The sequence below is a fragment of the Streptomyces malaysiensis subsp. samsunensis genome, from assembly GCF_024519315.1.
Classification (GTDB): domain Bacteria; phylum Actinomycetota; class Actinomycetes; order Streptomycetales; family Streptomycetaceae; genus Streptomyces; species Streptomyces malaysiensis.
The window spans coordinates 1-20,323 of the sequence record NZ_JANIIC010000017.1 but is presented as its reverse complement, the minus strand read 5'-3'; the positions used below and the strand labels follow the sequence as shown (position 1 = coordinate 20,323).

Below are 20,323 nucleotides of genomic sequence, written 5' to 3'. Positions count from 1 at the left end.
GGCGGGCGCCGCGGGGCGGCGGGTCAGGAGGTGAACTTCCTCACCACATAGATCAGCCCGGCGATCAGCACCACCAGCAGCAGCGCCTTGAAGACGAGGCTCACCACGAACCCGATCACGCTCATGATCAGACCGCCGAACACGGCGAGGACGAGGACCGGTATCGCGATCCAGGTCACCCACCATGGCAGGCCCTGGAATATCCCCTTCGTGGTCACGTGACTCCCTGCTTTCTCTCCGAGCCGTTGGGTCCGGACGCCGACGGCCGGTTTTCCCTGCCATCGATGCTAGGGCGGGACGGAAGCGCGCGGGCGCCCCGCGCCCCCCGTCCTCCCCTGACCGGACCCCTACGGGACCGGCCCACCGCACATCGGCTCCACGGTGGACGGGCCCGGCGGCGGAATCGGCTCTCCCGCGGTATCAGCTCCCCGGCGGCATCAGCCCCGGGGCGGCACCGGCATCAGCCCTCCGGGGGCGAGAACACCACCAGCACCCTCAGGTCCTCGGTGATGTGGTGGAACTTGTGCGCCGTGCCCGCCGGGACGTACACCACACTGCCCCGCGCCACCTGCGTCGTCTCCATTCCCACCGTGACCGACGCCCGGCCGCTCATCACGACGTACACCTCGTCCTGGCCGTGCGGCGACTGTGGGTCGGGCTGGCCCGCGTCCAGCGCGTACAGCCCCACGGACATGTTCCGCTCCCGCAGGAACTGTAGATACGCGCCGTTGTTCGCGGCCCGCTCCGCCTCCAGCTCATCCAGCCGGAACGCCTTCATTCGTCTCTCCACCCCTGCTCAAGATGCCCCTGCCGATCGCGGGGCCTGTCTGCGACGATCTCAGCCATGAAGAATTTTCTCGTCAAGACGATCGCGAACGCCGGCGCCCTCGGCGTCGCCATCTGGCTGCTCAAGGACATCACGCTCACCGGTGAGAACACCGGCCGCCAGGCGCTCACCCTCATTCTCGTCGCCCTGGTCTTCGGCGTGGTGAACGTGGTGGTCAAGCCGATCGTCAAGCTCCTGGCATTTCCGTTGTTCATCCTGACCCTCGGCCTGATCACGCTGGTGATCAACGCCCTGATGCTGCTGTTGACCTCCTGGCTGGCGGGAAAGCTGGATCTCAGCTTCCACGTCGACGGCTTCGGCACCGCGGTGCTCGGCGGCCTGATCGTCTCCATAGTCGCGTGGGCCCTGCATGTCGTGCTGCCCGATGACGATGACTGATCGCGGCCAGAGATGATGGGAGGCATGAGAGACCCGTCGCCCTACCGTGTCTGCTTTGTCTGCACCGGCAACATTTGCCGCTCGCCGATGGCCGAATCCGTCTTCCGCGCCCATGCCGCGGAGGCCGGTCTGGACGGCCACGTCAAGGTGGACAGCGCGGGCACCGGGCCCTGGCACGAGGGCGACGGGGCCGATCGCCGCGCCATCGACGCGCTCACCGCCCATGGCTATGAGCAGGATCACATCGCGCGCCAGTTCCGTGCCGAGTGGTTCGATCGCCTCGATCTGGTGATCGCCCTGGACAGCGGCCATCTGCATGAGCTGCGCGCGCTCGCGCCGACCCCGCACGACGCCGCCAAGGTGCGGCTGCTGCGGAGCTACGACCCGGACGCGGACCAGGACGCGCTGGGCGGCCTCGATGTGCCGGACCCCTACTTCGGGGGTCCGGACGACTTCGAGGAGTGCCTGGAGATGATCGAGGCGGCCGGCGGCGGGCTGCTGGAGGCGGTCTCCGAGGCCATAGCGGCCATGGACGCCACGGAGCGGGCCGCCGACGAGTCCACGGGGCGGATCCCCGCCGATGAGTCCGAGCGGCGGATCGCGGCGAAGACCACCGGGAGCGGCGCCGAGCGCGCCGGGAGCATGGAGAGCGCGTCGGCCGCCGATGGCCCCGGCGCGGGAAGGGAGCCCGCATGACCGGTGACGGCACCCGCACCGTACGGGCCGGACTGCCCGAGGCCGAGGCGTACGCACCGACCCTGCCGGGCCCGGTCTTCGCCGCCCACTACCACCTGCCCGGCGACGCCGTCGGCCCCTACACCTACGGCCGGGACGGCAACCCCACCTGGTCCCTGCTGGAGCGGGCGATCAGCGAGCTGGAGTCACCGGGCACCGACGCCGAGACGGTCGTCTTCTCCTCCGGGATGGGCGCGATATCGGCCGTGCTGCTGTCCCAGCTGCGCCAGGGCGACGCGGCCGTCCTGCCGTCCGACGGCTATCAGCTGCTCCCGGCGCTGGTCGAGCGGCTGGCGGGCTACGGGGTCGCGGTACGCACCGCCCCGACCGGCGAGGACGCCCAGCTGGCCGCCCTGGACGACCGGACGAAGCTGCTGTGGCTGGAAACTCCGTCCAATCCCGGACTGGATGTCTGCGACATCCGCCGGCTCGCCGAGGCGGCGCACGCCCGGGGCGCACTGGTGGCCGTCGACAACACCCTCGCCACCCCGCTGGGCCAGCGCCCGCTGGAGCTCGGCGCGGACTTCGCCGTGGCGAGCGGCACCAAGGCGCTCACCGGCCATGGCGATGTGCTGCTCGGCTATGTGACCTGCCGCGATCCGCGGCTCGCCGCGGAGGTGCGGGCCTGGCGCAAGACGGTCGGCGCGATCCCAGGCCCCATGGAGGCATGGCTCGCCCACCGCTCGCTGGCCACCCTCCAGCTGCGCGTCGACCGCCAGGCGGCTACCGCGCTGGCCCTCGCCGAGGCGCTGCGCGACCGCCCCGAGATCGCCGGGCTGCGCCACCCCGGTCTGCCGACCGACCCCGCCCACCAGGTCGCGGCCGGGCAGATGCGCGGCGGGCGCTTCGGCTGTGTGGTCTCCTTCACCCTGCCGGACAAGGAGCGTGCGGACCGCTTCCTGGCCGCGCTGCGGCTGGTGGACGACGCCACCAGCTTCGGCGGGGTGCGCTCCACGGCGGAGCGGCGCGGACGGTGGGGCGGCGACGCGGTGCCCGAGGGCTTCATCCGGTTCTCGGTGGGCGCGGAGGACCCGGACGATCTGATCGCCGATGTGCTGCGGGCGCTCGACGCGGCGTCCGGCGCCGCATCCGACACGGCGTCCGCCGCGGCGGGTGGCTGACCCGCCGCAGGTGGCTGAAAGCGGGCGGGTACGTCTGAACGGGCGTCTCAAGCCTCCCCCCTCGTGGCTTGAGACGCCCCGGATCCTCTCGTGGAGAACCGCTCGAACAAGGCTAGTTGACTCAGCGTCAGTGTCCAATCACAGTAGCGACATGGACCTATCGGCATATTTATAGTTGGCATGCGTTCGGGGCTCGACGAGGCGAGGGGAACCGCATGGATCTGGCCCTCTTACGCACCTTTGTCGCGGTTCACCGCGCCGGGTCCTTCACCCGCGCCGCCGGGCTGCTCGGGCTCTCCCAGCCCGCCGTCACCGGCCAGATACGCACCCTGGAGCGGCAGCTCGGCCGCCCCCTCTTCCTCCGTACGGCGCGCGGCGTCGTCCCCACCACCGTCGGGGACGAACTCGCCCACAAGACCGCACCGCATCTCGACGCCCTGGTGGAGATCGCCGAGACGGGGCTGGACAGCCGCTCGGCCCTGCGCACCCTGCATCTCGCGGGCCCGCCCGAGTTCACCGCGCTGCGCGCCCTGCCCGCGCTGACCGCCCTCGTCGCCCAGGGGCTGGCGGTGCGCTGCGCCTTCGGCAGTGCCGAGGAGCTCTTCGAGGGGTTGAGCGCCGGCCACTACGACCTGGCCATCGCCACCGCCCGGCCACGGGGCCGGCTGCTGGCCGCCACCCCGCTGTGCGACGAGGAGCATGTGCTGGTCGCGGCCCCGCGCTGGGCCGCCCGGCTCGGCGGTCCCGCGGTGCTCCAGATCAAGGGGGTGAGCGCGCTGGAGGCGCTGCCCGTCGTCGAGGTGCACGAGAGCCTGCCGCTGGTCACCCGCTATTGGTCGACCGTCTTCGACGCCCGGCCCGTCACCGCCGGCACGATCATCGCGCCCGATCTGCGCGCGGTGCTCGCCTGCGTCGCGGAGGGCGCCGGGCTCGGCGTCCTGCCGCGCTATCTGTGCATGGACGCCCTGGACACCGGGCAGGTCGTGGCGCTGCTCAACCCGCCCGTACCGCCGCTGCGCACCTATTTCCTGGTGGTGCGGACGGGGGCACTCGCGCTCCCGCATATCGCGCGGGCGCACGAGTGGCTTCTGCGTGCGGCTGTCGATTGGTGAGTAAGTGGTTTCGCGGGGCGAACGGTGCGGCAGATGTCCTGCATGACCGAACGACCCGTGGTCAAACGCACAGCCCGCGCCATTCTCCTCGAGGGCGACACCGCCGCCCCCCGGATGATTCTGATCAAGCGCACCAAGCCCGGCGAGGCGCCGTACTGGATCACTCCGGGCGGTGGGATGGAGCCCGAGGACGCGACCGTCGTCGAGGCCCTGCACCGCGAGATGGACGAGGAACTGGGCGCGAAGGTGACCGATGTGGTGCCCGCCTTCGTCGACACCGTCCCGCACACCGCCGAGGACCCGGCGGGGGCGGACGGCACTGAGGGCGCCGAGGGCGCGGTCGGTGTGAAGGTGCAGCACTTCTTCGTCTGCCGACTCGCCTCGATGGACCTCTCCCGGCGGCACGGCCCGGAGGTGGACGAGCCGTGCGGGGAGTACGACGTGGTGAGAGTCCCGTTCACCCGCGAGGGGATCGCCTCGGTCGGGGTGGTGCCGCCCTCGCTACGGGCCTACCTCGACGCCAACATCGAGGGCGTGCTGGCCCTGCTCGCGGACGACCTCGGCTAGGCGCCACGCCCGGCAGATCTTCCCGCGACAGGGCCCGGCGGGGCAGGATCCGGGGGGGGACCGGGGAAGCGGGCCCCGCGCGGGCAGGGCTCGGCGGAGACAGGATCCGGCGGGGACTGGATCCGGCGGGGACGGGCCTAGCGGAACCAGCCGCTGAACGGCTGCTGGGTCTTCCGGGCCGCCCGTTGACGCGCCTCGGCCAGCACCCGCTCGGCCTCCTCGCGCCAGGACTCGGGTCCCACCTCGGGGCGGACCGGCGGACGGATGGCCGGGCTGAGATCGGCACGCGCCACGGTCGGCTCCGGCCCCCGCCGAGTCGCCTCGACGGATCCGGCCTGTGCGGCCGGAGGGGTCTGGGGGCCGGGTACGGGCGGGGCGGCTGGGATGGCTACGGCCTCGGGGCCCGGGACGACCGGGGCAGGCGGGCCGGCCAAGGCCGCGGGGCCTGGAACGGCTGGGGCGCTTGAGACGGCTACGGCCTCAGGTCCTGGAGCGGCTGGGATCGCTGCGGTCCCAGGGTCCGAGACGGCCGGTGCGGTCGGGATGGCCGCAGCCTCAGGGCCCGGGACCGCCGGGACGGGTTGGGCGGCGGGGGCCTCAGGGCCTGGGGCAGCCGAGGAAGCCGCGGTAGTTGGGGCCTCGGCGTCCGGGGCCGCTGGGGTCGCCAGGCTCTGAGGGCCCGGGACGACCAGGGCGGTGGGGGCTGCTGGCGTGGCCAGGGCCTGAGGCCCCGGGCCGACCAGGACAGCCGGTTCGGCCCGCGAGGCGGCGGGCGGCACCGAAAGAGTCTGCGGGCCCTGGACGACCACGCCCGGAGCGCCTGAGACAGCTGGGGCTGCCGGTACCGCCGGGCCCTGAGGACCCGACACGGCCGGGACGGCTGGCACAGCCGACGACTCAGGGCCCGAGACGGCCGGAGCCACCGGAGAAGTCTGAGCCCCCGGGACAGCCGGCGCGGCTGGGACCGCCGGGCCCTGAGAACCCGGGCCAGCCGGGGCGACTGGCATCGACGACTCAGGGCCCGAGACGGCCGAGGCGACCGGAGAGGTCTCATGAGTGCCAGGGGCAGCCGGCACGGCAGGGGCTGCCGGAGCCTGAGAACCCGAGAAGGCCGGGGCCGCTGGATGGGTCTGTGCGTCAGAGAGCGCCAGCTCGGCTGGGACTCCCGGGACTCCCGAAGGCGTCAGGGGGCCAGGGACGCCCGGGGTCTTGAGGCCGGAGTCCGCCGGGCCCTGAAGGCCCGGGACGGCCTGCGTGGCCTGCGCATCCGGGGCAGCCTGGTCACCCGGCAAGTCCACCGGCCGCGAGGCCAGTGGGGCCCGCGGGGCAGGCATGGCCGGTGGAACAGGCGGAGCAGGCGGCTGCGAGGAAGCATGCGGAGCAGGGGGCGAAGGCGGAGCGGGCGGCCCAGGCGGGGTCCGGCGGCCCTCTCGGGCCTCCGCGGCCGCGCCGAAGAAGTCGCCGCCCTTCCGCTTGACGTCGTCCGTTCCCCAGTCCCGCTCCCGGTCATGTTCGAGGGCCTGGTCACCGGTGAGTCCGCGGCGCCGGGCGTCGCCTCCCGCGGTGCGCCGCTGCGGCGGGACCTTCTGGAGGTGCGGGATGTGCTTGGCGCAGTGGATGTACGCCTCTTCGATGGTCACCTCGACCCACACCACCGCGCGCCGCCCCGGCACCGGGTCCACCGGCAGCCCGGGGTGTGTCTCGCGCATCTCGGCGTCCTCCACCACCCGGGCCCGGCCGTTCACATGCAGCCCGATCCGGTCCCGGAAGAAGTCGACCATGAGAATGCCGAGGTGGGGGTTCTCCTGGATATTGCCGAGGCTGGCCAGGACGCCGTTCCCCCGGTATTCGGGGTAGGCCAGCGTGCGCGCGTCGAGCACCCGCAGAAAGCCGGGCGGCCCGGCGCGGAAGGTGCTGTCGCACTCCCCGTGCCGGTCGGAGGTGGCCAGGAAGAACATTTCCTGGCGGTCGATGAACTCCCGCATCCGGACGTTGAGGTGGTCCAGCACCTGATCGTCGTAGAAGCGGTCGGCGCGGTCGACCGTGCCCAGCCGCCGCTGTAGCTGGTGTTCTCCGTCGCTCCCCGGACGCCACGCGCGGTCGTCCAGGTGCTCCGCACTGTCCACGGTTCTCGTCCCCGTCCCTGCTTCGCCGTCTGCGTCTGCCGTCTGATGCGCCGTCCGGATCGCCGGAATGCCTGCCTGTTACCGGTGTTTGGCCGTGTGCCGTCCGCGTCCTACTCCGCGGCCGCGGCGAGCTCCTCGATGGAGTCGTGCCGGATGCGGTGGGACGGAATGCCGACGCCCACCAGGGCGTCGACACCGCTGCGGATCATCCCGGGCGGCCCGGAGAGATACGCGTCGAACGCGTTCCACGGGCCGTACTGCCGCACGGCGTCGGGCAGCCGGCCGCTGAGGCCGTTGGTAGGGCCGTCGGAGACGACGGGGCGGACAGCGAGCCACGGATGCCTCTGCGCCAGCCGCAGCATCGTGTCGATGTCGTACAGATCGTGATCGTTGCGGGCGCCGTAGAAGACCTCGACCGGACGGTGGCGGCCGTGGTCGGCGACGTCCTCGACCAACGCCTTGATCGGCGCGATACCGGTGCCGCCGCCGAGGCAGAGCAGCCCGTTGTCGCTGGCGTGGTCGACCGTCATGGAACCGGCGGGGGGCCCGAGTCGGATCACATCGCCGGGGCGGGCCCGGTGCACCAGCGCGGAGGACACCCATCCGGCCGGGACGGCCTTCACATGGAAGGAGAGCAACCCGTCGGTGCGCGGCGCCGAGGCGAACGAATAGTGCCGCCACACCCGGGGCCACCAGGGGGTTTCCAGTGAGGTGTACTGGCCCGCCAGAAAGGGGTACGGCTGGTCCGGGCGGACGGTGATCACGGCGATGTCATGGGTGCGCGACTCGTGTTCGACCACCTCGGCCTGCCACCACGCGGGAGCGATCAGCTCGTCCTCGGCGGACGCGTCGATCATGATCTGGGAGATCGCGGTGTAGGCCCGCACCCAGGCGGCCTCGGCCTCGTCGTTCCAGGTGGTGACCGCATAGCGGGTGAGCGCGCCGATCAGGCACTCGCCGACGGCGGGGTAGTGCTCGGGCTGGGTGCCGTACTTACGGTGGCCACGGCCGAGCCGGGAGAGGAAGTCGGTGAGGATGTCGGGGTCGTCGATCAGCCGGGCGGCGGTGAGGATCGCCTTGAACAGCCGGTCGCGCTGGGCGTCCATGGCGGCGGGGAAGAGCGGCCGCAGCTCGGGGTGCTGGACGAAGAGCAGCGCGTAGAAGTACGAGGTGACCTTGTCGCTGATGGGCTCGACCTCGGCCATGGTGCGGCGCAACAGGATCGCGTCGGGCGAGGCGGTCTCGGGGGCGACGAACGGCGAGTCGGGGCCGGGCCGGACATCCTGCGGGGCCGGGGCCGCCTCATCGGGGCGCTGATGCTCCTCGCGCCCGGTGGCGGCGCGGCCGGTGGGCGCGGGGCCGGTGTTCGCGGGACCGGTGTTCGCGGGGCCGCCCGTGCGGCGGTTGTCGCCGCGGCGGTCGCCTGCCCCCGGGCCGGGTGCGGGGGCCGCGGGTGTACGGCGGTCGGCTTCGGTGCCGACCGGCCGTATCGGGTTCACCGGGCGGCTGGGCGCGCGCTCATCGCTCTGCTGGTCCGGGGCCCTCTGGTCCTCGGGCGGTTTCCTGCTCGGGGTGAACCAGCCCCAGTCGCCACTGTTTCCGCCGGAGCCGTCACTGCCGGCCGACGATGTGGTGGTCGGAGCGTCCATGGTTGCCTCGCCTCGAACATCTTTCTGTCGGTCTTCGCACTTCCGCTGCCGGAATGTGCCCGCAATTCCCCGTCCTGGTGCACTGGTTCAAGTGAGAATGGTCGTGCCGACCCTCTCCGTAACTCTCTTCCGGGCAGCATGCCACGCTCCCTCCCCGCCCCGGGCGCATAGGCCCGAAGTCCGGGGAACGGGGGCTGCGTTCCCGTTATGCTGATTGGCCTGGGATGCCCGTTCTGACCCCGTTACAGTCTGCCGCACGGAACCGGACCCGACCCTACCGGCCCGGGATGAATTCACAAGCCCCAAGTGCACCGCATCTGTTACACCCACCAACTCGGGTAATTACCGATAGTTACGTGTGGTTACCCATCAATTCGTAAGCCCCTCGGAGATCACGGCCGGTATAGGCGTGCGATGCGATTTCGCTCACATGGTGATCGGCGTTCACGGCGACCGAGACCGGGACCACCGTGAACAGTTCGGCGTCCGAGAGGGAATCCCCGTAGGCAACGCAGTGATCCCTGGTCAGCCCGAACTTCGCACAGAGTTCATCGGCGATCCGGACCTTCGCGGCCGGGGTCAGGATCCCCGCCGGATCCACCGGCTCCCGGAACGGCACGGAGGGCCAGGCCGATCCGTAGGTGGCGTCCACGCCCCACTCCAGCAGCCGCGACACGAAGAAGCCCGGCGAGAGCGAAATCACCGCACAGCGCTCGCCCCGCGACCGGATGTCCGCCCACACCTCACGGATCCCCTCCAGCCACGGCGCCCCCTCGAACGCCGCCGCCACATGGTCCTCCGTCAGCTCCTCCCACAGGACGCAGGCCCGCTCCGCGAACTGGGCCGTCGTCAGCTCCCCGCCCGCGAACGCCCGCTCCAGCGCGGCGATCTCCCGCTCCAGACCGAGCTGCCGGGAGATCTCGATCGCGGCGGCGGAGCCGTGTATGAGCGTCCCGTCCAGGTCGAACAGATGCAGTCTGGTCATTCAACCGAGCGTAGATGCAGCCACCCGGGACCCGCCGACCCGGCCCGGCACCAGGACCCGCGCCAAAGCCAGAACCAGAGCCGGAACCAGAGCCGGAGCCGGAGCCCACTCGCACCCGCGCCATCGCCCCGCGCCATCGCCCGCCGCCGGGAGTACCCGCGGATACTCCCGTCGTCAGACGCCGCGGGGGCCGCGGCGCCGCCACGGTGGGGGCATGCAGCAGCTCACCCGCCCCGTGCGCCGGGGCCTCCTCGTCGTACATGTCGTCGTCTCCGTCGGATGGCTCGGGCTGACCCTCGGGCTGCTGGCCCTGGGGATCACCGGGGCCGTCGCCGACTCGGCCGAAGAGGCCGGGGCCGCGTACCGGTCCATGAACGTCCTGGGCGACTGGCTGCTGATTCCGATCAGCCTGCTGTCGCTGGCCAGCGGAATCGTGCTGTCGCTGGGGACGCCCTGGGGGCTGGCGCGCCATCGGTGGGTGTATGTGAAGTTCTGGCTGACACTGATCACCACCGCCGCCACGGCGTTCGCCCTGCGTGCCCGCATCGACGCCGCGATGGCCGATGTGGTGGCCGGGCGGTCGGTCGGGGCGACCACGGACCTGATCCTGGCGCCGTCGGTCAGCCTGGGCGTCTATACCTTTCTCACGGCGATCTCGGTGATCAAGCCCTGGGGGCTCACCGCCCGGGGGCGGCTGCTGCGGGCGACAAAGCGCCGATAATTGCATACGCGGTCTTTTTCATCTCTGGACTATCCTGGAATCCGCTCACCCACCAAGGAGGGGTTCCATGCCGGAAGAGCCGCACGGCGCCGTCGCCCCGCCCGCGGGGCAGGCCCTCGCCCAGGGCTGGTGCGCCCTGTCCTCGCTGCACGGCCGGATAGAGACGCATATCGAGCGTGCGCTGCAAGCCGGGCACGATCTGAGCGTCCGCGAATTCTCCGTGCTCAATGTGCTCAGCGGGCAGCACGACGGCGACGGCGGACATCTTCAGATGAAGCAGCTCGCCGACTCCGTCGTGCTCAGCCAGAGCGCCACGACCCGGCTGGTCACCCGGCTGGAGGACCGCGGTCTGCTCTCCCGCTATATCTGCCCCAGCGACCGCCGCGGCATCTACACCAACGTCAGCGCCGATGGGCTCAAGCTCCTGGAGGAGGCGCGGCCGACACATGACGCCGCGCTGCGCGAGGCCCTTGCCGACGCCGCCCGGCGGCCGGAGCTGGCGCCGCTCGTCGCCGCCGTCGAGGGGCTGACCGGCACCGCCTGCTGACCGCCGTCGGCCAAAAGGGCGCCCGCCCCGGCCCATCGCCGCCGTCCGGGCTCACGGGGCCCCGCGTAGGCTCACCGCATGAGCGACATCGAGATACGGCGCGCGACCGCCGATGACATCCCGGCGATCGTGGCCATGCTCGCCGACGACCCGCTCGGCGCCCGCCGGGAGTCCCCGGACGACCCGGCCCCGTACCTCGCCGCCTTCGAACGGCTGGACCGGGACCCCCAGCAGCGGCTGGTCGTCGCGGTCCGGGACGGCCGCACCGTCGGCACCCTCCAGCTGACCGTGATCCCCGGGCTGTCGCGGCGCGGTGCCACGCGCTCGATCGTCGAGGGCGTCCGGATCCACTCCGAGGAGCGCGGCGGCGGGCTCGGCACCCAGCTGATCGAATGGGCCGTCGAGGAGTCGCGCCGCGCGGGGTGTGCGCTGGTGCAGCTCACCTCGGACGCGGCCCGCATCGACGCGCATCGCTTCTATGAGCGGCTGGGCTTCGAGGCCAGCCACGTCGGCTTCAAGCTGCCGCTGATCTGACCTGACCTGACTTGGCCTGACTTGGCCCGACCTGGCCAAGATCGTCCCGGCGTGGCCTGGCCTGGATCGTCCCGGCCCGTCCCGGCCGACCCGCCCTCACCGGCGAGCGGCGGCCTCACAGCGTCGCGAGGTCGACGGCCTCGGCCATCCGCCGGTAGCCCGCGTCGTTCGGGTGCTTGAAGTCGCCCGAGTCGTACGCCGGGTCCAGCCGCAGCGGATCGGACGGCGCGGCCATGACCTTCGCGAAGTCGACGACCGCGTCGAAGGCGCCCGAGGTGCGGATCCACTCGTTGATCGCGGCACGCTTCGCCTCGGAGCGCGCGGTGTGGTACTCGGCGTCCTTGAACGGGAGGATCGTGCCGCCGACGACCTTGATACCGCGGGCGTGGGCCAGGGCGATCAGCTCCCGGTAACCGGCGATCACCTCCTCGGCCGACACCTGCGGATTGGGCTTGTAGGTGGGCAGATCGACCTCGCTGAAGCCGATGTCGTTGAGCCCCTCGAGCAGGATCACCGACCGTACGCCCGGCTTGTCCAGCACATCGCGCCGGAAGCGGGCGCCCGCCCGGTCCCCGTACCAGGCCGAGTCGTGCAGCAGCAGATTGCCGCCGATCCCCGAGTTGAGGACGGGACGCGGGGTGCCCGCGGCCGCGAGCCGCTCGGCCAGCAGATCCGGCCAGCGGTGGTCCGCGTCGTAGGTCGAGCCGAACCCGTCGGTGATCGAGTCGCCGAAGGCCACCACCGTGCCCGGCCGGCGCGGGCCGCCGGTGACCTCGACATCGGAGAGGTAGTACCAGGAGTGGGTGGTCTCGGCGAAGGCCGTCCCGGTGCGGTCGGCGCGGTGGTCACCGTCCGCGCGGTAGCTGCGGGCGTACGCCTGGGCGTGGAAGGTGGCGGCGCCGGTCGGGCGGTCGAAGTACAGCGTGACCGTGACCGGCTGACGGGGCGCCACGCGCAGCGGGGCCCCGTCGCTCACCGTCTCCCCGCCCGCCGGTATCTCCGCCGACCGCCGGTGCCCGAAGGTCAGCGCGCGCAGACTCGCGTCATGGACGGCGGCGCCGTGCGCGGTACGGGCGATGGTCGCGCCCGCGATCCGCAGCGGCGCGGTGCCATAGCGGTTCGACAGCCTGATCCGGGCGGCCGTGCCGCCGCCGGTGACCCGGACGACCTGACGCAGGGTCTGGGCGGTGCGCTCGGCGAAGCCGCTCTCGGCCCAGTTCTGCTCGAAGCCCGAGCTGGGGCGCTGGACGGGGGCGGCCCATCCGGCCGCCCAGACGGTCCCCGGCCGGTCGCGGCCGGCCGCCGGGCCCCCGGGCCGGGCGGTGGCCGTCCCGGACGCGGCGATGACGGTGGTGAGAGCGAGCAGGGAGGCGCTGAGGCGAAGCGTGGACAAGCGCACGGCGGGGCTCCTGGGGAGGGTGGGATGAGGGCGGACCAGGCACTCCCGTGCGAAGGTATGTGAGCGCGCAAGCGCGGCGTACCGGCGTACCGAGCAACGTGACCACCGGCGTACCGGCGTCCCATGTACCGCGGTACGGGGCCTTCGGGAGTACCGGAGACCAACCTGCCGCTCTACGCACCGCCGACCCATCCCCCGGCCGTGCGTACCACTCGTGGGGTCAGGCTACGGCCGCCGGACCCCCCGACCGTCGGACTGATCGCGGCACCCCTGCCCCCGCACCCTCAGAGCGGCCGCCAGCCCTCCGGGTCGACCCCGCCCGGCACCGCGTCGCCCGGGGCGTAGGGCTGCCGGGTGAACACGAAGGTGCCCAGGTCCAGATGGGCGGGGGCGCCGCCCTCCCCCTCGACCACCCGCAGCGTCTCCCCCGCGTAATAGCCGTCGAGCCCCGTCCAGGTGCCGTCCTGCTCGGCCCTGAAGCGGGAGGCCCGGCCTCCCCCGACGGCCGGGGACAGTTCCAGTCCCCGGTCCGCGCGCAGCCGCAGATGGTAGGCGCGCGGGCCCCAGTACCAGGGGCCGGTCAGCGCCAGCAGCGCCGGATCGGCCTCGGTCAGCGGCCGCCAGGGCTCGGGGATACGGGGCTCGCGCTCGGCCACGATCCGTATGAGATCGGCGGCGATGGCGCCGATCGCGGGCCCCGAGGTGGTGTTGGCCAGCGCGATCCCGGCCAGCCGGTCCTCGGCGCTCACCCACAGCGAGGCCAGGAAGCCGGGCATGGAGCCGGTGTGGCCATAGAGGAACCGCCCGCCGTGGCGGACGAGCTGTGTCCCCAGGCCGTAACCACCGTCCCAGTCCCCCTCCTCGGGGGCGACGGCGGGCTCCCGCATCTCGGCGAGCGTCTCCGCGCCGAGCACCCGCTCGTCCCCGTCCAGCAGGAAGGCGGCGAAGCGGGCCAGGTCCCCCACGGTCGACCAGAGCTGCCCGGCAGGGCCCATCCGCCCGGTGTCCTCGGCCGGTTCGGGCAGCAGCACATCGGCCCAGGGGTGCACGGCCCATCCCGCGGCGTGCGGGGCCCGCGGCTCCAGCGACGTACGCCCCATCCCCAGCGGCTCCAGCACCTCGTGGGCGAGCACCTCGCCCCAGGACGCTCCGCACAGCCGCTCGACCAGTGCGCCGAGCAGCGCGAAACCGGGGTTGGAGTAGTGGTGGCGGCGGCCCGCGGGGTGGATCAGCGGGCGCTCGCCGAAGATATCGGCCGTCTCGGGCCGCAGCGCCCCGGGTGTGCGCTCCCACCACGGGCCGCGGGCCTCCGCGGCGAGACCCGAGGTGTGGGAGAGAAGCTGGGCCACGGTCGCGCCCGCGGCCTCCGGCACGTCCAGGTGCTTGGCCAGCGGATCGCCGAGGTCCAGCAGCCCCTCGTCGCGCAGCCGCAGCACCAGCACCGCCACGAAGGTCTTGGTCAGGGAGCCGATGCGGTACTGGGTGTCGGCGTCCGGGTCGGCTCCCTCCACACTGCTGCGCGAGCCCGTCCACACCAGCCGCCCCTCCCGCACCACGGCCCCCATCAGGGACGGGGCACGGCCCTGAACCTGGCCGAGGGCGAGGCGCCGCAGCAGAGCACGGCGGGTGGCGGGCAGCGGCTCGGCGAACTCATCCACGTCGGGTGTGGTCATGTCGGCACTGTACGGCCGAGGTCCGACATCGGTCAGTGAGTCGTCCACAGCAGGGGAGGCGCCCGGGAGCGCACGGCGGTCTGGCCTTGACGTCGGGGTCAAGGTCTACCGTCGGCACATGCGGATCGGAGAGCTGGCCGAACGGGCGGGTACCACCACCCGCACCCTGCGCTATTACGAGTCGCTCGGGCTGCTGCCCGCGCGCCGCACCGGCAACGGTTACCGGTCGTACGACGAGGACGACCTGCGGCTGCTCCAGCAGATCCGCACGCTGCGGGACTTCGGCTTCGAGCTGGAGGAGACGCGTCCGTTCGTCGAATGCCTGCGCTCCGGCCATCCGGCCGGTGACTCCTGCCCCGCCTCGCTGGAGGTCTACCGGCGCAAGCTGGCCGAGCTGGACGAGTGCATCGGCCGGCTGAGCGCCATCCGGGAGCGGGTCGGAACACAGCTCGACCAGGCGGAGCGGGCCCGCGCGCGGCTGGAGGCCGCGGCGACGGCGCCCGAAAGGGCCCCGGAGCCGCGCTGCGAGCTGACGCCGCCCGGACCGTGAGCCCTTTTCCGTCACCACAGACGACTCCGAAACAACGACTCCGAAACGACGGCTTCGAAGCAACGACCTCGAAGCACGAACTCCGCAACAAGGACTCCGAAGGGGAGATGAGATGTCGCTGACACACACCGGGGGAGTGGCCACGGTCACGGACGCCACCTTCGCCGAGGAGGTGCTGGCGGCCGAGCTGCCGGTGCTGGTGAAGTTCACCGCCTCGTGGTGCCCGCCGTGCCGGATGATCGCGCCGGTGCTGGCGGAGATCGCGCAGGAGGAGGGCCACCGGCTGAAGGTGGTGTCCCTGGACGTGGACGAGAACCCCTCCACCACCACCGCGTACGGGGTGCTGTCGATGCCGACGCTGATGCTGTTCCGGGCGGGCGAGCCGGTGCGGTCGCTGGTCGGGGCCCGTAGCAAGCGGCGGCTGCTGGAGGAGCTCGCCGACGCGATCTGACGCGTGCCACGGCCGCGGCCGAACCGCCCCTGCTACGTTGTCCGGACAAGACCATCGGCGGGAGCGGCCATCTGTGGGGCGGCTATCAGTGGGGGCGGAAAAGGTGAGGTCAGCGGTGCGCGTCCTGGTGCAGGGGAAACCCGTCGACTCCTATCCGGCGCTGCCGCCCGAGGCCGAGCGCGGTTCACCGCGCCGGATCACCGAGGTCGGTGAGGAGGTGCTCCGCCGCTCCTGCCGAGAGGTCACCGAGTTCGGCACACCGGAGCTGAACGCCCTCATCGACGACATGTTCCTCACCATGTACATCGCCGAAGGCGCCGGGCTGGCCGCCAATCAGGTCGACGTCGATCTGCGGCTGTTCGTCTACGACTGCCCGGACGACCACGGCGTACGGCATATCGGCCACATCATCAACCCCGTCCTGGACCAGCCCGCCCCGGCCGACCGGCTGCTCATCGAGGAGGCCGAGGGCTGTCTGTCCGTACCGGGCGCGCGGATGGACGTGCCGCGCACCGACCACACCGTGGTCCGCGGCGTCGACAAGGACGGCAACCCGCTGGTGATCGAGGGCACCGGCTACTTCGCCCGGTGTCTCCAGCACGAGGCCGACCATCTCTCGGGGCATCTCTACATCGACCGGCTCTCCAAACGCGACCGTAAGGACGCGCTGCGGCAGATGGCGGACCTCCATGAGGAGGTCCTCGCCCGGCGCGCGGAGAAGGCGGCGGAGCTGGGGCACCAGCTACAGCCCTGACCCGCCTCCCCCAGCGGCTATCGCAGGCGTCGCGCCCGCAGGACGGTGTCGCGGGTGTGGTGGGTGCCGGCGGGGGCGGGAGCGGTGCGTGGACGGGTTTCGTTGACCAGTACGGTCCAGCCGTCGTCCAGGAGCCCGGCGATGTCGTCGGGCTGGTAGTAGTCGCTGGGGTTGAAGTCCCGCTCCTGGTCCGGGGTGAGATCGGCGAGGGCATGGGTGGCGAAGAGCAGGGTGCCACCGGGTGCGACGGCGTCCAGCAGACCGCGCAGCACGCTGTGGTCCGGCTGCCGTTTGAGCGGGAAGTACTGGGCGGACACCAGGTCGAACGCCGCGGCCGGGGGCGGTGTACTGGCGAGATCGGCACGTGTCCACGCCACCCGGCTCTCGATGTCCGTGGCCGCCGCGGCGGCGCGTTCCACGGCGATCCGGGAGATGTCCACCGCGGTGACCTGCCAGCCGCGCCGGGCCAGCCAGAGTGCGTCGGCGCCCTCACCGCAACCCACGTCGAGCGCCTGCCCCGGCGGCAGGTCGGTGACCTCGGTGACGAGCACTCCATTGGGCGAGCCGCTGAAGAGCTGCTCGCGGCTGCGATACATGTCGTCCCAGAACTGCGTGTCCATACGCACCACCCTGCCCCCGCCCATGACGAGCCGACAAAGTTCTTTGCGCAAACGGCAAAAGGGGTGCGCAGCAAACGGCGGCACACATGTTGCGACCCCGTGCGTCCGCGTCAGGTCTGGGCCATGTCCACGAAGCGGGAGTAGTGGCCCTGGAAGGCGACCGTGATCGTGGCCGTCGGACCGTTACGGTGCTTGGCCACGATCAGATCCGCCTCACCCGCGCGCGGCGACTCCTTCTCATAGGCGTCCTCGCGGTGGAGCAGGATGACCATGTCCGCGTCCTGCTCGATGGATCCACTCTCTCGGAGGTCCGAGACCATCGGCTTCTTGTCCGTGCGCTGCTCGGGGCCACGGTTGAGCTGGGAGAGCGCGATGACCGGCACTTCCAGCTCCTTGGCCAGCAGCTTCAGGTTTCGCGACATGTCCGAGACCTCCTGCTGACGGCTCTCGGGGCGCCGGGCGCCGCCGGACTGCATCAGCTGGAGGTAGTCGATGACGACCAGCTGTAGATCGTTGCGCTGCTTGAGCCGACGGCACTTGGCGCGGATCTCCATCATCGACAGGTTCGGGGAGTCGTCGATGTAGAGCGGGGCCTGGGAGACGTCCGGCATCCGCCGGGCCAGCCGGGTCCAGTCCTCGTCGGTCATACTGCCCGAGCGCATATGGTGCAGCGCCACCCGCGCCTCGGCGGAGAGCAGACGCATCGCGATCTCGTTGCGGCCCATCTCCAGGGAGAAGATCACGCTCGGCATGTTGTGCTTGATCGAGCAGGCGCGTGCGAAGTCGAGGGCCAAGGTGGACTTACCCATCGCGGGGCGGGCGGCGATGACGACCATCTGGCCCGGGTGCAGCCCGTTCGTCAGGGAGTCCAGGTCGGTGAAGCCGGTGGGCACCCCGGACATCTGCCCGCTGCGCGAGCCAATCGCCTCGATCTCGTCGAGCGCACCCTCCATGATGTCGCCGAGCGGCAGATAGTCCTCGCTGGTGCGCTGCTCGGTGACGGCGTAGATCTCCGCCTGGGCGCTGTTGACGATCTCGTCGACGTCTCCGTCCGCCGCGTATCCCATCTGGGTGATGCGGGTGCCCGCCTCGACCAGGCGGCGCAGCACGGCGCGCTCATGGACGATCTCCGCGTAGTACTCGGCGTTGGCGGCGGTGGGGACCGACTGGACGAGGGTGTGGAGATACGAGGCGCCGCCCACCCGGGCGATCTCACCGCGCTTGGTCAGCTCGGCGGCGACGGTGATCGGGTCGGCCGGCTCGCCCTTGGCGTAGAGATCCAGGATGGCCTGGTAGACGGTCTCATGGGCGGGCCGGTAGAAGTCATTGCCCTTGAGGACCTCCACCACATCGGCGATGGCGTCCTTGGAGAGCAGCATGCCGCCGAGGACGGACTGCTCGGCGTCGAGGTCCTGCGGCGGAACGCGTTCGAAGCCGGAGCCCTCCCAGGGGGAGCCGCCCCCTCCGTCGCGGTCGTCGCGGCCCCGGCCGCCGCCTCCGTCACCGCGGCGGAAGCGGGGGGACGGGAACCGGTCGGACGGGCCGGAGTCCGCCCATGGGTCGTCCATGGGCTCGGGAACGCTCACCCCGCCACCTCCTCCCGTCCGCGTAGCGAACCTCGCCGTGCCCGTCCTTCTTACGGCACGGCTATGACACAACTGAGCGGCCGGCTTTCCGGACACGGCGCATCGGAGTCTGGGGGTTCCCAGGGCCGGATCGAGTGGCGGGCGCCGGACCACGTTAGGCCCGTCGGGACCGCCAGCCAACTTGGTTATCCACAGGGCATGTGGATGATGGGATCCTTCCTGTGGGTAAGTCGCGTGAACCTGTGCACGGGTCGGGGGACAGTGCTGTGGACAAACACACAATCACCCCGAGAGTCCAAGCCTGACCTGCGGTTTCTCTATCCAGGGGCTGTGTAGAAGAAAAACTTCCGCCCCCAGCGCAAGATCACGACAAAGGGCGCAGAGAAGATCGTCCCGCGCGCCGCCTTGTAAGGACCAGCAGCAGCTTGTGTCTCTTACCTGTGGACGATTACATTGCCCTCATGACACAGGCCCCCACGAGCGCGCGGAGCGCCCTGCGCCACCACGACCGCGAGATCATCGCACTCGCGCTTCCCGCCTTCGGCGCACTCGTGGCGGAACCCCTCTTCGTCATGGTCGACAGCGCCGTGGTCGGCCATCTGGGCACCGCCCAACTGGCCGGGCTGGGCGTCGCCGCGGCCCTGCTCGCCACCGCCGTCAACATCTTTGTCTTCCTCGCCTACGCCACCACCGCGGCGGTGGCCCGCCGCGTCGGCGCGGGTGACCTCGCCGGGGCGATCCGGCAGGGCATGGACGGCATCTGGCTGGCCCTGCTGCTCGGTGCCGCCGTCATCGCCGTCGCGCTTCCCACCGCCCCCGCCCTCGTCGATCTCTTCGGCGCCTCGCACACCGCCGCGCCCCACGCCATCACCTATCTACGGATCAGTGCCCTCGGCATCCCCGCGATGCTGGTGGTGCTCGCCGCCACCGGTGTGCTGCGCGGCCTCCAGGACACCCGCACTCCGCTCTATGTCGCCATAGGCGGCTTCGGGGCCAATGCCGCGCTGAACGCCACCCTGGTCTATGGAGCCGGGCTGGGCATCGCGGGCTCGGCCTGGGGCACGGTGATCGCCCAGAACGCCATGGCCGCCGTCTACCTCGTCGTGGTCATCCGGGGCGCCCGGCGTCATGGCACCTCCCTGCGGCCCGATGCCGCGGGGATCAGGGCCTGCGCCCACGCCGGGGCACCGCTGCTGATCCGTACGCTCTCACTGCGCGCCGTGATGCTGATCGCGACGGCCGTGGCGGCCCGCCTCGGCGACACCGATATCGCCGCCCATCAGATCGTGCTCACCCTGTGGAGCCTGCTGGCGTTCGCCCTGGACGCCATCGCCATCGCGGGCCAGGCGATCATCGGACGCTATCTGGGCGCGGGCGACGAGGAGGGAGCTCGGGTCGCCTGCCGCCGCATGGTGCACTGGGGCGTCGCCTCGGGCGTGGCGCTGGGCCTGCTGGTGGTCGTCTCCCGGCCGCTGTTCATCCCCCTGTTCACCACCGATACCGCGGTACGGGACGCCCTGCTGCCCGCCCTGTTGGTCACGGCCCTCATCCAGCCGGTCTCGGGCGTGGTCTTCGTCCTCGACGGAGTGCTGATGGGCGCGGGCGACGGGCCGTATCTGGCCCGGGCGATGATCGTCACCCTCGTCGTCTTCGCCCCGGTGGCGCTGCTGGTGCCATCGCTCGGCGGGGGACTGACCGCGCTGTGGTGCACCATGGCGCTGATGATGTCGGTCCGAATGGCGACCCTGTGGCTGCGCACCCGCTCCGGCCGCTGGATCGTCACCGGCGCGGTACGAAGCTGAGCCGGGCCGACCCGCCAGCCACGGTGCCGGGGTGCCGGGTCGGCCCACGCCCCACAACGGCCCCGGACAGAGCGCTCTCGACGGAGCGGTCCCGTGCACAGCGCGGTCCAGGCAGAACGACCCAAGACACAGCGACCCCCCGGCACGACGGAGGGCCGCACCCCAC

20 protein-coding genes and 2 pseudogenes are annotated in these 20,323 nt (G+C 71.7%); 12 read left to right on the top strand and 10 right to left on the bottom strand.

What is annotated here, in order from left to right; all coding sequences use genetic code 11:
- Nucleotides 1–23: 23 nt before the first annotated feature.
- Both NQU54_RS16585 and NQU54_RS16580 read right to left on the bottom strand, forming a co-directional pair.
- On the bottom strand, nt 24–218 hold the full coding sequence (locus NQU54_RS16585; protein ID WP_020870014.1) for a DUF5326 family protein: 195 nt from the start codon (nt 216–218) through the stop codon (nt 24–26).
- 242 nt (nt 219–460) lie between these two features.
- On the bottom strand, nt 461–778 hold the full coding sequence (locus tag NQU54_RS16580) for a cupin domain-containing protein (protein WP_079258260.1): 318 nt from the start codon (nt 776–778) through the stop codon (nt 461–463).
- A gap of 66 nt (nt 779–844) precedes the next feature.
- On the opposite strand from NQU54_RS16580, the gene NQU54_RS16575 reads away from it, so the two are divergent.
- The 5 genes and pseudogenes from NQU54_RS16575 to NQU54_RS16555 all read left to right on the top strand — a co-directional run bounded on the left by NQU54_RS16575 (nt 845) and on the right by NQU54_RS16555 (nt 4,760).
- Nucleotides 845–1,225, top strand: a complete 381-nt coding sequence (locus NQU54_RS16575) for a phage holin family protein (RefSeq protein WP_069861156.1) — start codon at nt 845–847, stop codon at nt 1,223–1,225.
- A 24-nt stretch (nt 1,226–1,249) separates the two neighbouring features.
- Nucleotides 1,250–1,747 (top strand): annotated as a pseudogene (locus NQU54_RS16570) (low molecular weight protein-tyrosine-phosphatase); the annotation flags it as partial.
- Nucleotides 1,748–1,917: 170 nt separating this feature from the next.
- Nucleotides 1,918–3,081 carry a cystathionine gamma-lyase gene (locus NQU54_RS16565; protein ID WP_257631737.1) on the top strand — a complete coding sequence of 388 codons (1,164 nt, stop codon included), beginning with the start codon at nt 1,918–1,920 and terminating at the stop codon, nt 3,079–3,081.
- A gap of 215 nt (nt 3,082–3,296) precedes the next feature.
- Nucleotides 3,297–4,193, top strand: a complete 897-nt coding sequence (locus NQU54_RS16560) for a LysR family transcriptional regulator (RefSeq protein WP_069861159.1) — start codon at nt 3,297–3,299, stop codon at nt 4,191–4,193.
- Between the two features lie 42 nt (nt 4,194–4,235).
- Nucleotides 4,236–4,760: an NUDIX domain-containing protein gene (locus NQU54_RS16555; RefSeq protein ID WP_257631736.1), complete on the top strand. Its 525-nt coding sequence runs from the start codon at nt 4,236–4,238 to the stop codon at nt 4,758–4,760.
- 137 nt (nt 4,761–4,897) lie between these two features.
- Here the strand turns inward: NQU54_RS16555 and NQU54_RS16550 are convergent, their stop codons facing one another.
- From NQU54_RS16550 to NQU54_RS16535, 4 genes and pseudogenes are all read right to left on the bottom strand, one after another.
- On the bottom strand, nt 4,898–5,053 hold the full coding sequence (locus NQU54_RS16550) for a hypothetical protein (RefSeq protein ID WP_200764454.1): 156 nt from the start codon (nt 5,051–5,053) through the stop codon (nt 4,898–4,900).
- Between the two features lie 1,127 nt (nt 5,054–6,180).
- Nucleotides 6,181–6,811: pseudogene (locus tag NQU54_RS16545) on the bottom strand (pyridoxamine 5'-phosphate oxidase family protein); the annotation flags it as partial.
- 185 nt (nt 6,812–6,996) lie between these two features.
- Entirely contained in the window at nt 6,997–8,535 is a 1,539-nt protein-coding gene (locus tag NQU54_RS16540) for a globin domain-containing protein (protein ID WP_257631735.1), read from the bottom strand.
- Nucleotides 8,536–8,887: 352 nt separating this feature from the next.
- On the bottom strand, nt 8,888–9,520 hold the full coding sequence (locus NQU54_RS16535; RefSeq protein ID WP_257631734.1) for an HAD family hydrolase: 633 nt from the start codon (nt 9,518–9,520) through the stop codon (nt 8,888–8,890).
- Between the two features lie 214 nt (nt 9,521–9,734).
- Here NQU54_RS16535 and NQU54_RS16530 point away from each other — a divergent pair, with 214 nt between their 5' ends.
- The 3 genes from NQU54_RS16530 (at nt 9,735) to NQU54_RS16520 (ending at nt 11,322) form a co-directional block, all read left to right on the top strand.
- A complete protein-coding gene (locus NQU54_RS16530) occupies nt 9,735–10,241 on the top strand; it encodes a DUF2269 domain-containing protein (protein WP_257631733.1) in 507 nt (168 codons plus the stop codon).
- Nucleotides 10,242–10,308: 67 nt separating this feature from the next.
- Complete coding sequence (locus NQU54_RS16525; RefSeq protein ID WP_069861167.1) at nt 10,309–10,788, top strand: MarR family winged helix-turn-helix transcriptional regulator; 480 nt, start codon at nt 10,309–10,311, stop codon at nt 10,786–10,788.
- Between the two features lie 78 nt (nt 10,789–10,866).
- Complete coding sequence (locus NQU54_RS16520) at nt 10,867–11,322, top strand: GNAT family N-acetyltransferase (protein ID WP_257631732.1); 456 nt, start codon at nt 10,867–10,869, stop codon at nt 11,320–11,322.
- 115 nt (nt 11,323–11,437) lie between these two features.
- Here NQU54_RS16520 and NQU54_RS16515 read toward each other — a convergent pair whose 3' ends face one another.
- Together NQU54_RS16515 and NQU54_RS16510 are read right to left on the bottom strand one after the other, a co-directional pair.
- Nucleotides 11,438–12,721 (bottom strand): SGNH/GDSL hydrolase family protein, encoded by a 1,284-nt coding sequence (locus NQU54_RS16515; protein WP_257631731.1) that lies wholly within the window; start codon nt 12,719–12,721, stop codon nt 11,438–11,440.
- A gap of 284 nt (nt 12,722–13,005) precedes the next feature.
- The gene (locus NQU54_RS16510; RefSeq protein WP_257631730.1) at nt 13,006–14,394 is read right to left on the bottom strand and encodes a serine hydrolase domain-containing protein; all 1,389 of its coding nucleotides are present in this window, start codon (nt 14,392–14,394) and stop codon (nt 13,006–13,008) included.
- A 118-nt stretch (nt 14,395–14,512) separates the two neighbouring features.
- Between NQU54_RS16510 and NQU54_RS16505 the strand changes: the two genes are divergently transcribed.
- The 3 genes from NQU54_RS16505 to def all read left to right on the top strand — a co-directional run bounded on the left by NQU54_RS16505 (nt 14,513) and on the right by def (nt 16,149).
- Nucleotides 14,513–14,944: a MerR family transcriptional regulator gene (locus NQU54_RS16505; protein WP_257631729.1), complete on the top strand. Its 432-nt coding sequence runs from the start codon at nt 14,513–14,515 to the stop codon at nt 14,942–14,944.
- Nucleotides 14,945–15,056: 112 nt separating this feature from the next.
- The gene (gene trxA / locus NQU54_RS16500) at nt 15,057–15,395 is read left to right on the top strand and encodes a thioredoxin (protein ID WP_069861177.1); all 339 of its coding nucleotides are present in this window, start codon (nt 15,057–15,059) and stop codon (nt 15,393–15,395) included.
- Between the two features lie 115 nt (nt 15,396–15,510).
- Nucleotides 15,511–16,149, top strand: a complete 639-nt coding sequence (def, locus tag NQU54_RS16495) for a peptide deformylase (RefSeq protein ID WP_257631728.1) — start codon at nt 15,511–15,513, stop codon at nt 16,147–16,149.
- A 17-nt stretch (nt 16,150–16,166) separates the two neighbouring features.
- On the opposite strand, the gene NQU54_RS16490 is transcribed toward def, so the two are convergent.
- Both NQU54_RS16490 and dnaB read right to left on the bottom strand, forming a co-directional pair.
- A complete protein-coding gene (locus NQU54_RS16490) occupies nt 16,167–16,769 on the bottom strand; it encodes a class I SAM-dependent methyltransferase (RefSeq protein ID WP_257631727.1) in 603 nt (200 codons plus the stop codon).
- Nucleotides 16,770–16,879: 110 nt separating this feature from the next.
- Nucleotides 16,880–18,337, bottom strand: coding sequence for a replicative DNA helicase (dnaB, locus tag NQU54_RS16485; RefSeq protein WP_093700180.1), 1,458 nt, complete (start codon nt 18,335–18,337; stop codon nt 16,880–16,882).
- 479 nt (nt 18,338–18,816) lie between these two features.
- Between dnaB and NQU54_RS16480 the strand changes: the two genes are divergently transcribed.
- Nucleotides 18,817–20,157, top strand: a complete 1,341-nt coding sequence (locus tag NQU54_RS16480; RefSeq protein WP_257631726.1) for an MATE family efflux transporter — start codon at nt 18,817–18,819, stop codon at nt 20,155–20,157.
- Nucleotides 20,158–20,323: the final 166 nt, after the last annotated feature.

Coding starts and splice junctions, on each gene's coding strand:
- NQU54_RS16580 (WP_079258260.1), bottom strand. CDS start 778: ATGAAGGCGTTCCGGCTGGATGAGCTGGAGGCGGAGCGGGCCGCGAAC.
- NQU54_RS16575 (WP_069861156.1), top strand. CDS start 845: ATGAAGAATTTTCTCGTCAAGACGATCGCGAACGCCGGCGCCCTCGGC.
- NQU54_RS16565 (WP_257631737.1), top strand. CDS start 1,918: ATGACCGGTGACGGCACCCGCACCGTACGGGCCGGACTGCCCGAGGCC.
- NQU54_RS16560 (WP_069861159.1), top strand. CDS start 3,297: ATGGATCTGGCCCTCTTACGCACCTTTGTCGCGGTTCACCGCGCCGGG.
- NQU54_RS16555 (WP_257631736.1), top strand. CDS start 4,236: ATGACCGAACGACCCGTGGTCAAACGCACAGCCCGCGCCATTCTCCTC.
- NQU54_RS16540 (WP_257631735.1), bottom strand. CDS start 8,535: ATGGACGCTCCGACCACCACATCGTCGGCCGGCAGTGACGGCTCCGGC.
- NQU54_RS16535 (WP_257631734.1), bottom strand. CDS start 9,520: ATGACCAGACTGCATCTGTTCGACCTGGACGGGACGCTCATACACGGC.
- NQU54_RS16530 (WP_257631733.1), top strand. CDS start 9,735: ATGCAGCAGCTCACCCGCCCCGTGCGCCGGGGCCTCCTCGTCGTACAT.
- NQU54_RS16525 (WP_069861167.1), top strand. CDS start 10,309: ATGCCGGAAGAGCCGCACGGCGCCGTCGCCCCGCCCGCGGGGCAGGCC.
- NQU54_RS16520 (WP_257631732.1), top strand. CDS start 10,867: ATGAGCGACATCGAGATACGGCGCGCGACCGCCGATGACATCCCGGCG.
- NQU54_RS16510 (WP_257631730.1), bottom strand. CDS start 14,394: ATGACCACACCCGACGTGGATGAGTTCGCCGAGCCGCTGCCCGCCACC.
- NQU54_RS16505 (WP_257631729.1), top strand. CDS start 14,513: ATGCGGATCGGAGAGCTGGCCGAACGGGCGGGTACCACCACCCGCACC.
- trxA (WP_069861177.1), top strand. CDS start 15,057: ATGTCGCTGACACACACCGGGGGAGTGGCCACGGTCACGGACGCCACC.
- NQU54_RS16490 (WP_257631727.1), bottom strand. CDS start 16,769: ATGGACACGCAGTTCTGGGACGACATGTATCGCAGCCGCGAGCAGCTC.
- dnaB (WP_093700180.1), bottom strand. CDS start 18,337: ATGGACGACCCATGGGCGGACTCCGGCCCGTCCGACCGGTTCCCGTCC.
- NQU54_RS16480 (WP_257631726.1), top strand. CDS start 18,817: ATGACACAGGCCCCCACGAGCGCGCGGAGCGCCCTGCGCCACCACGAC.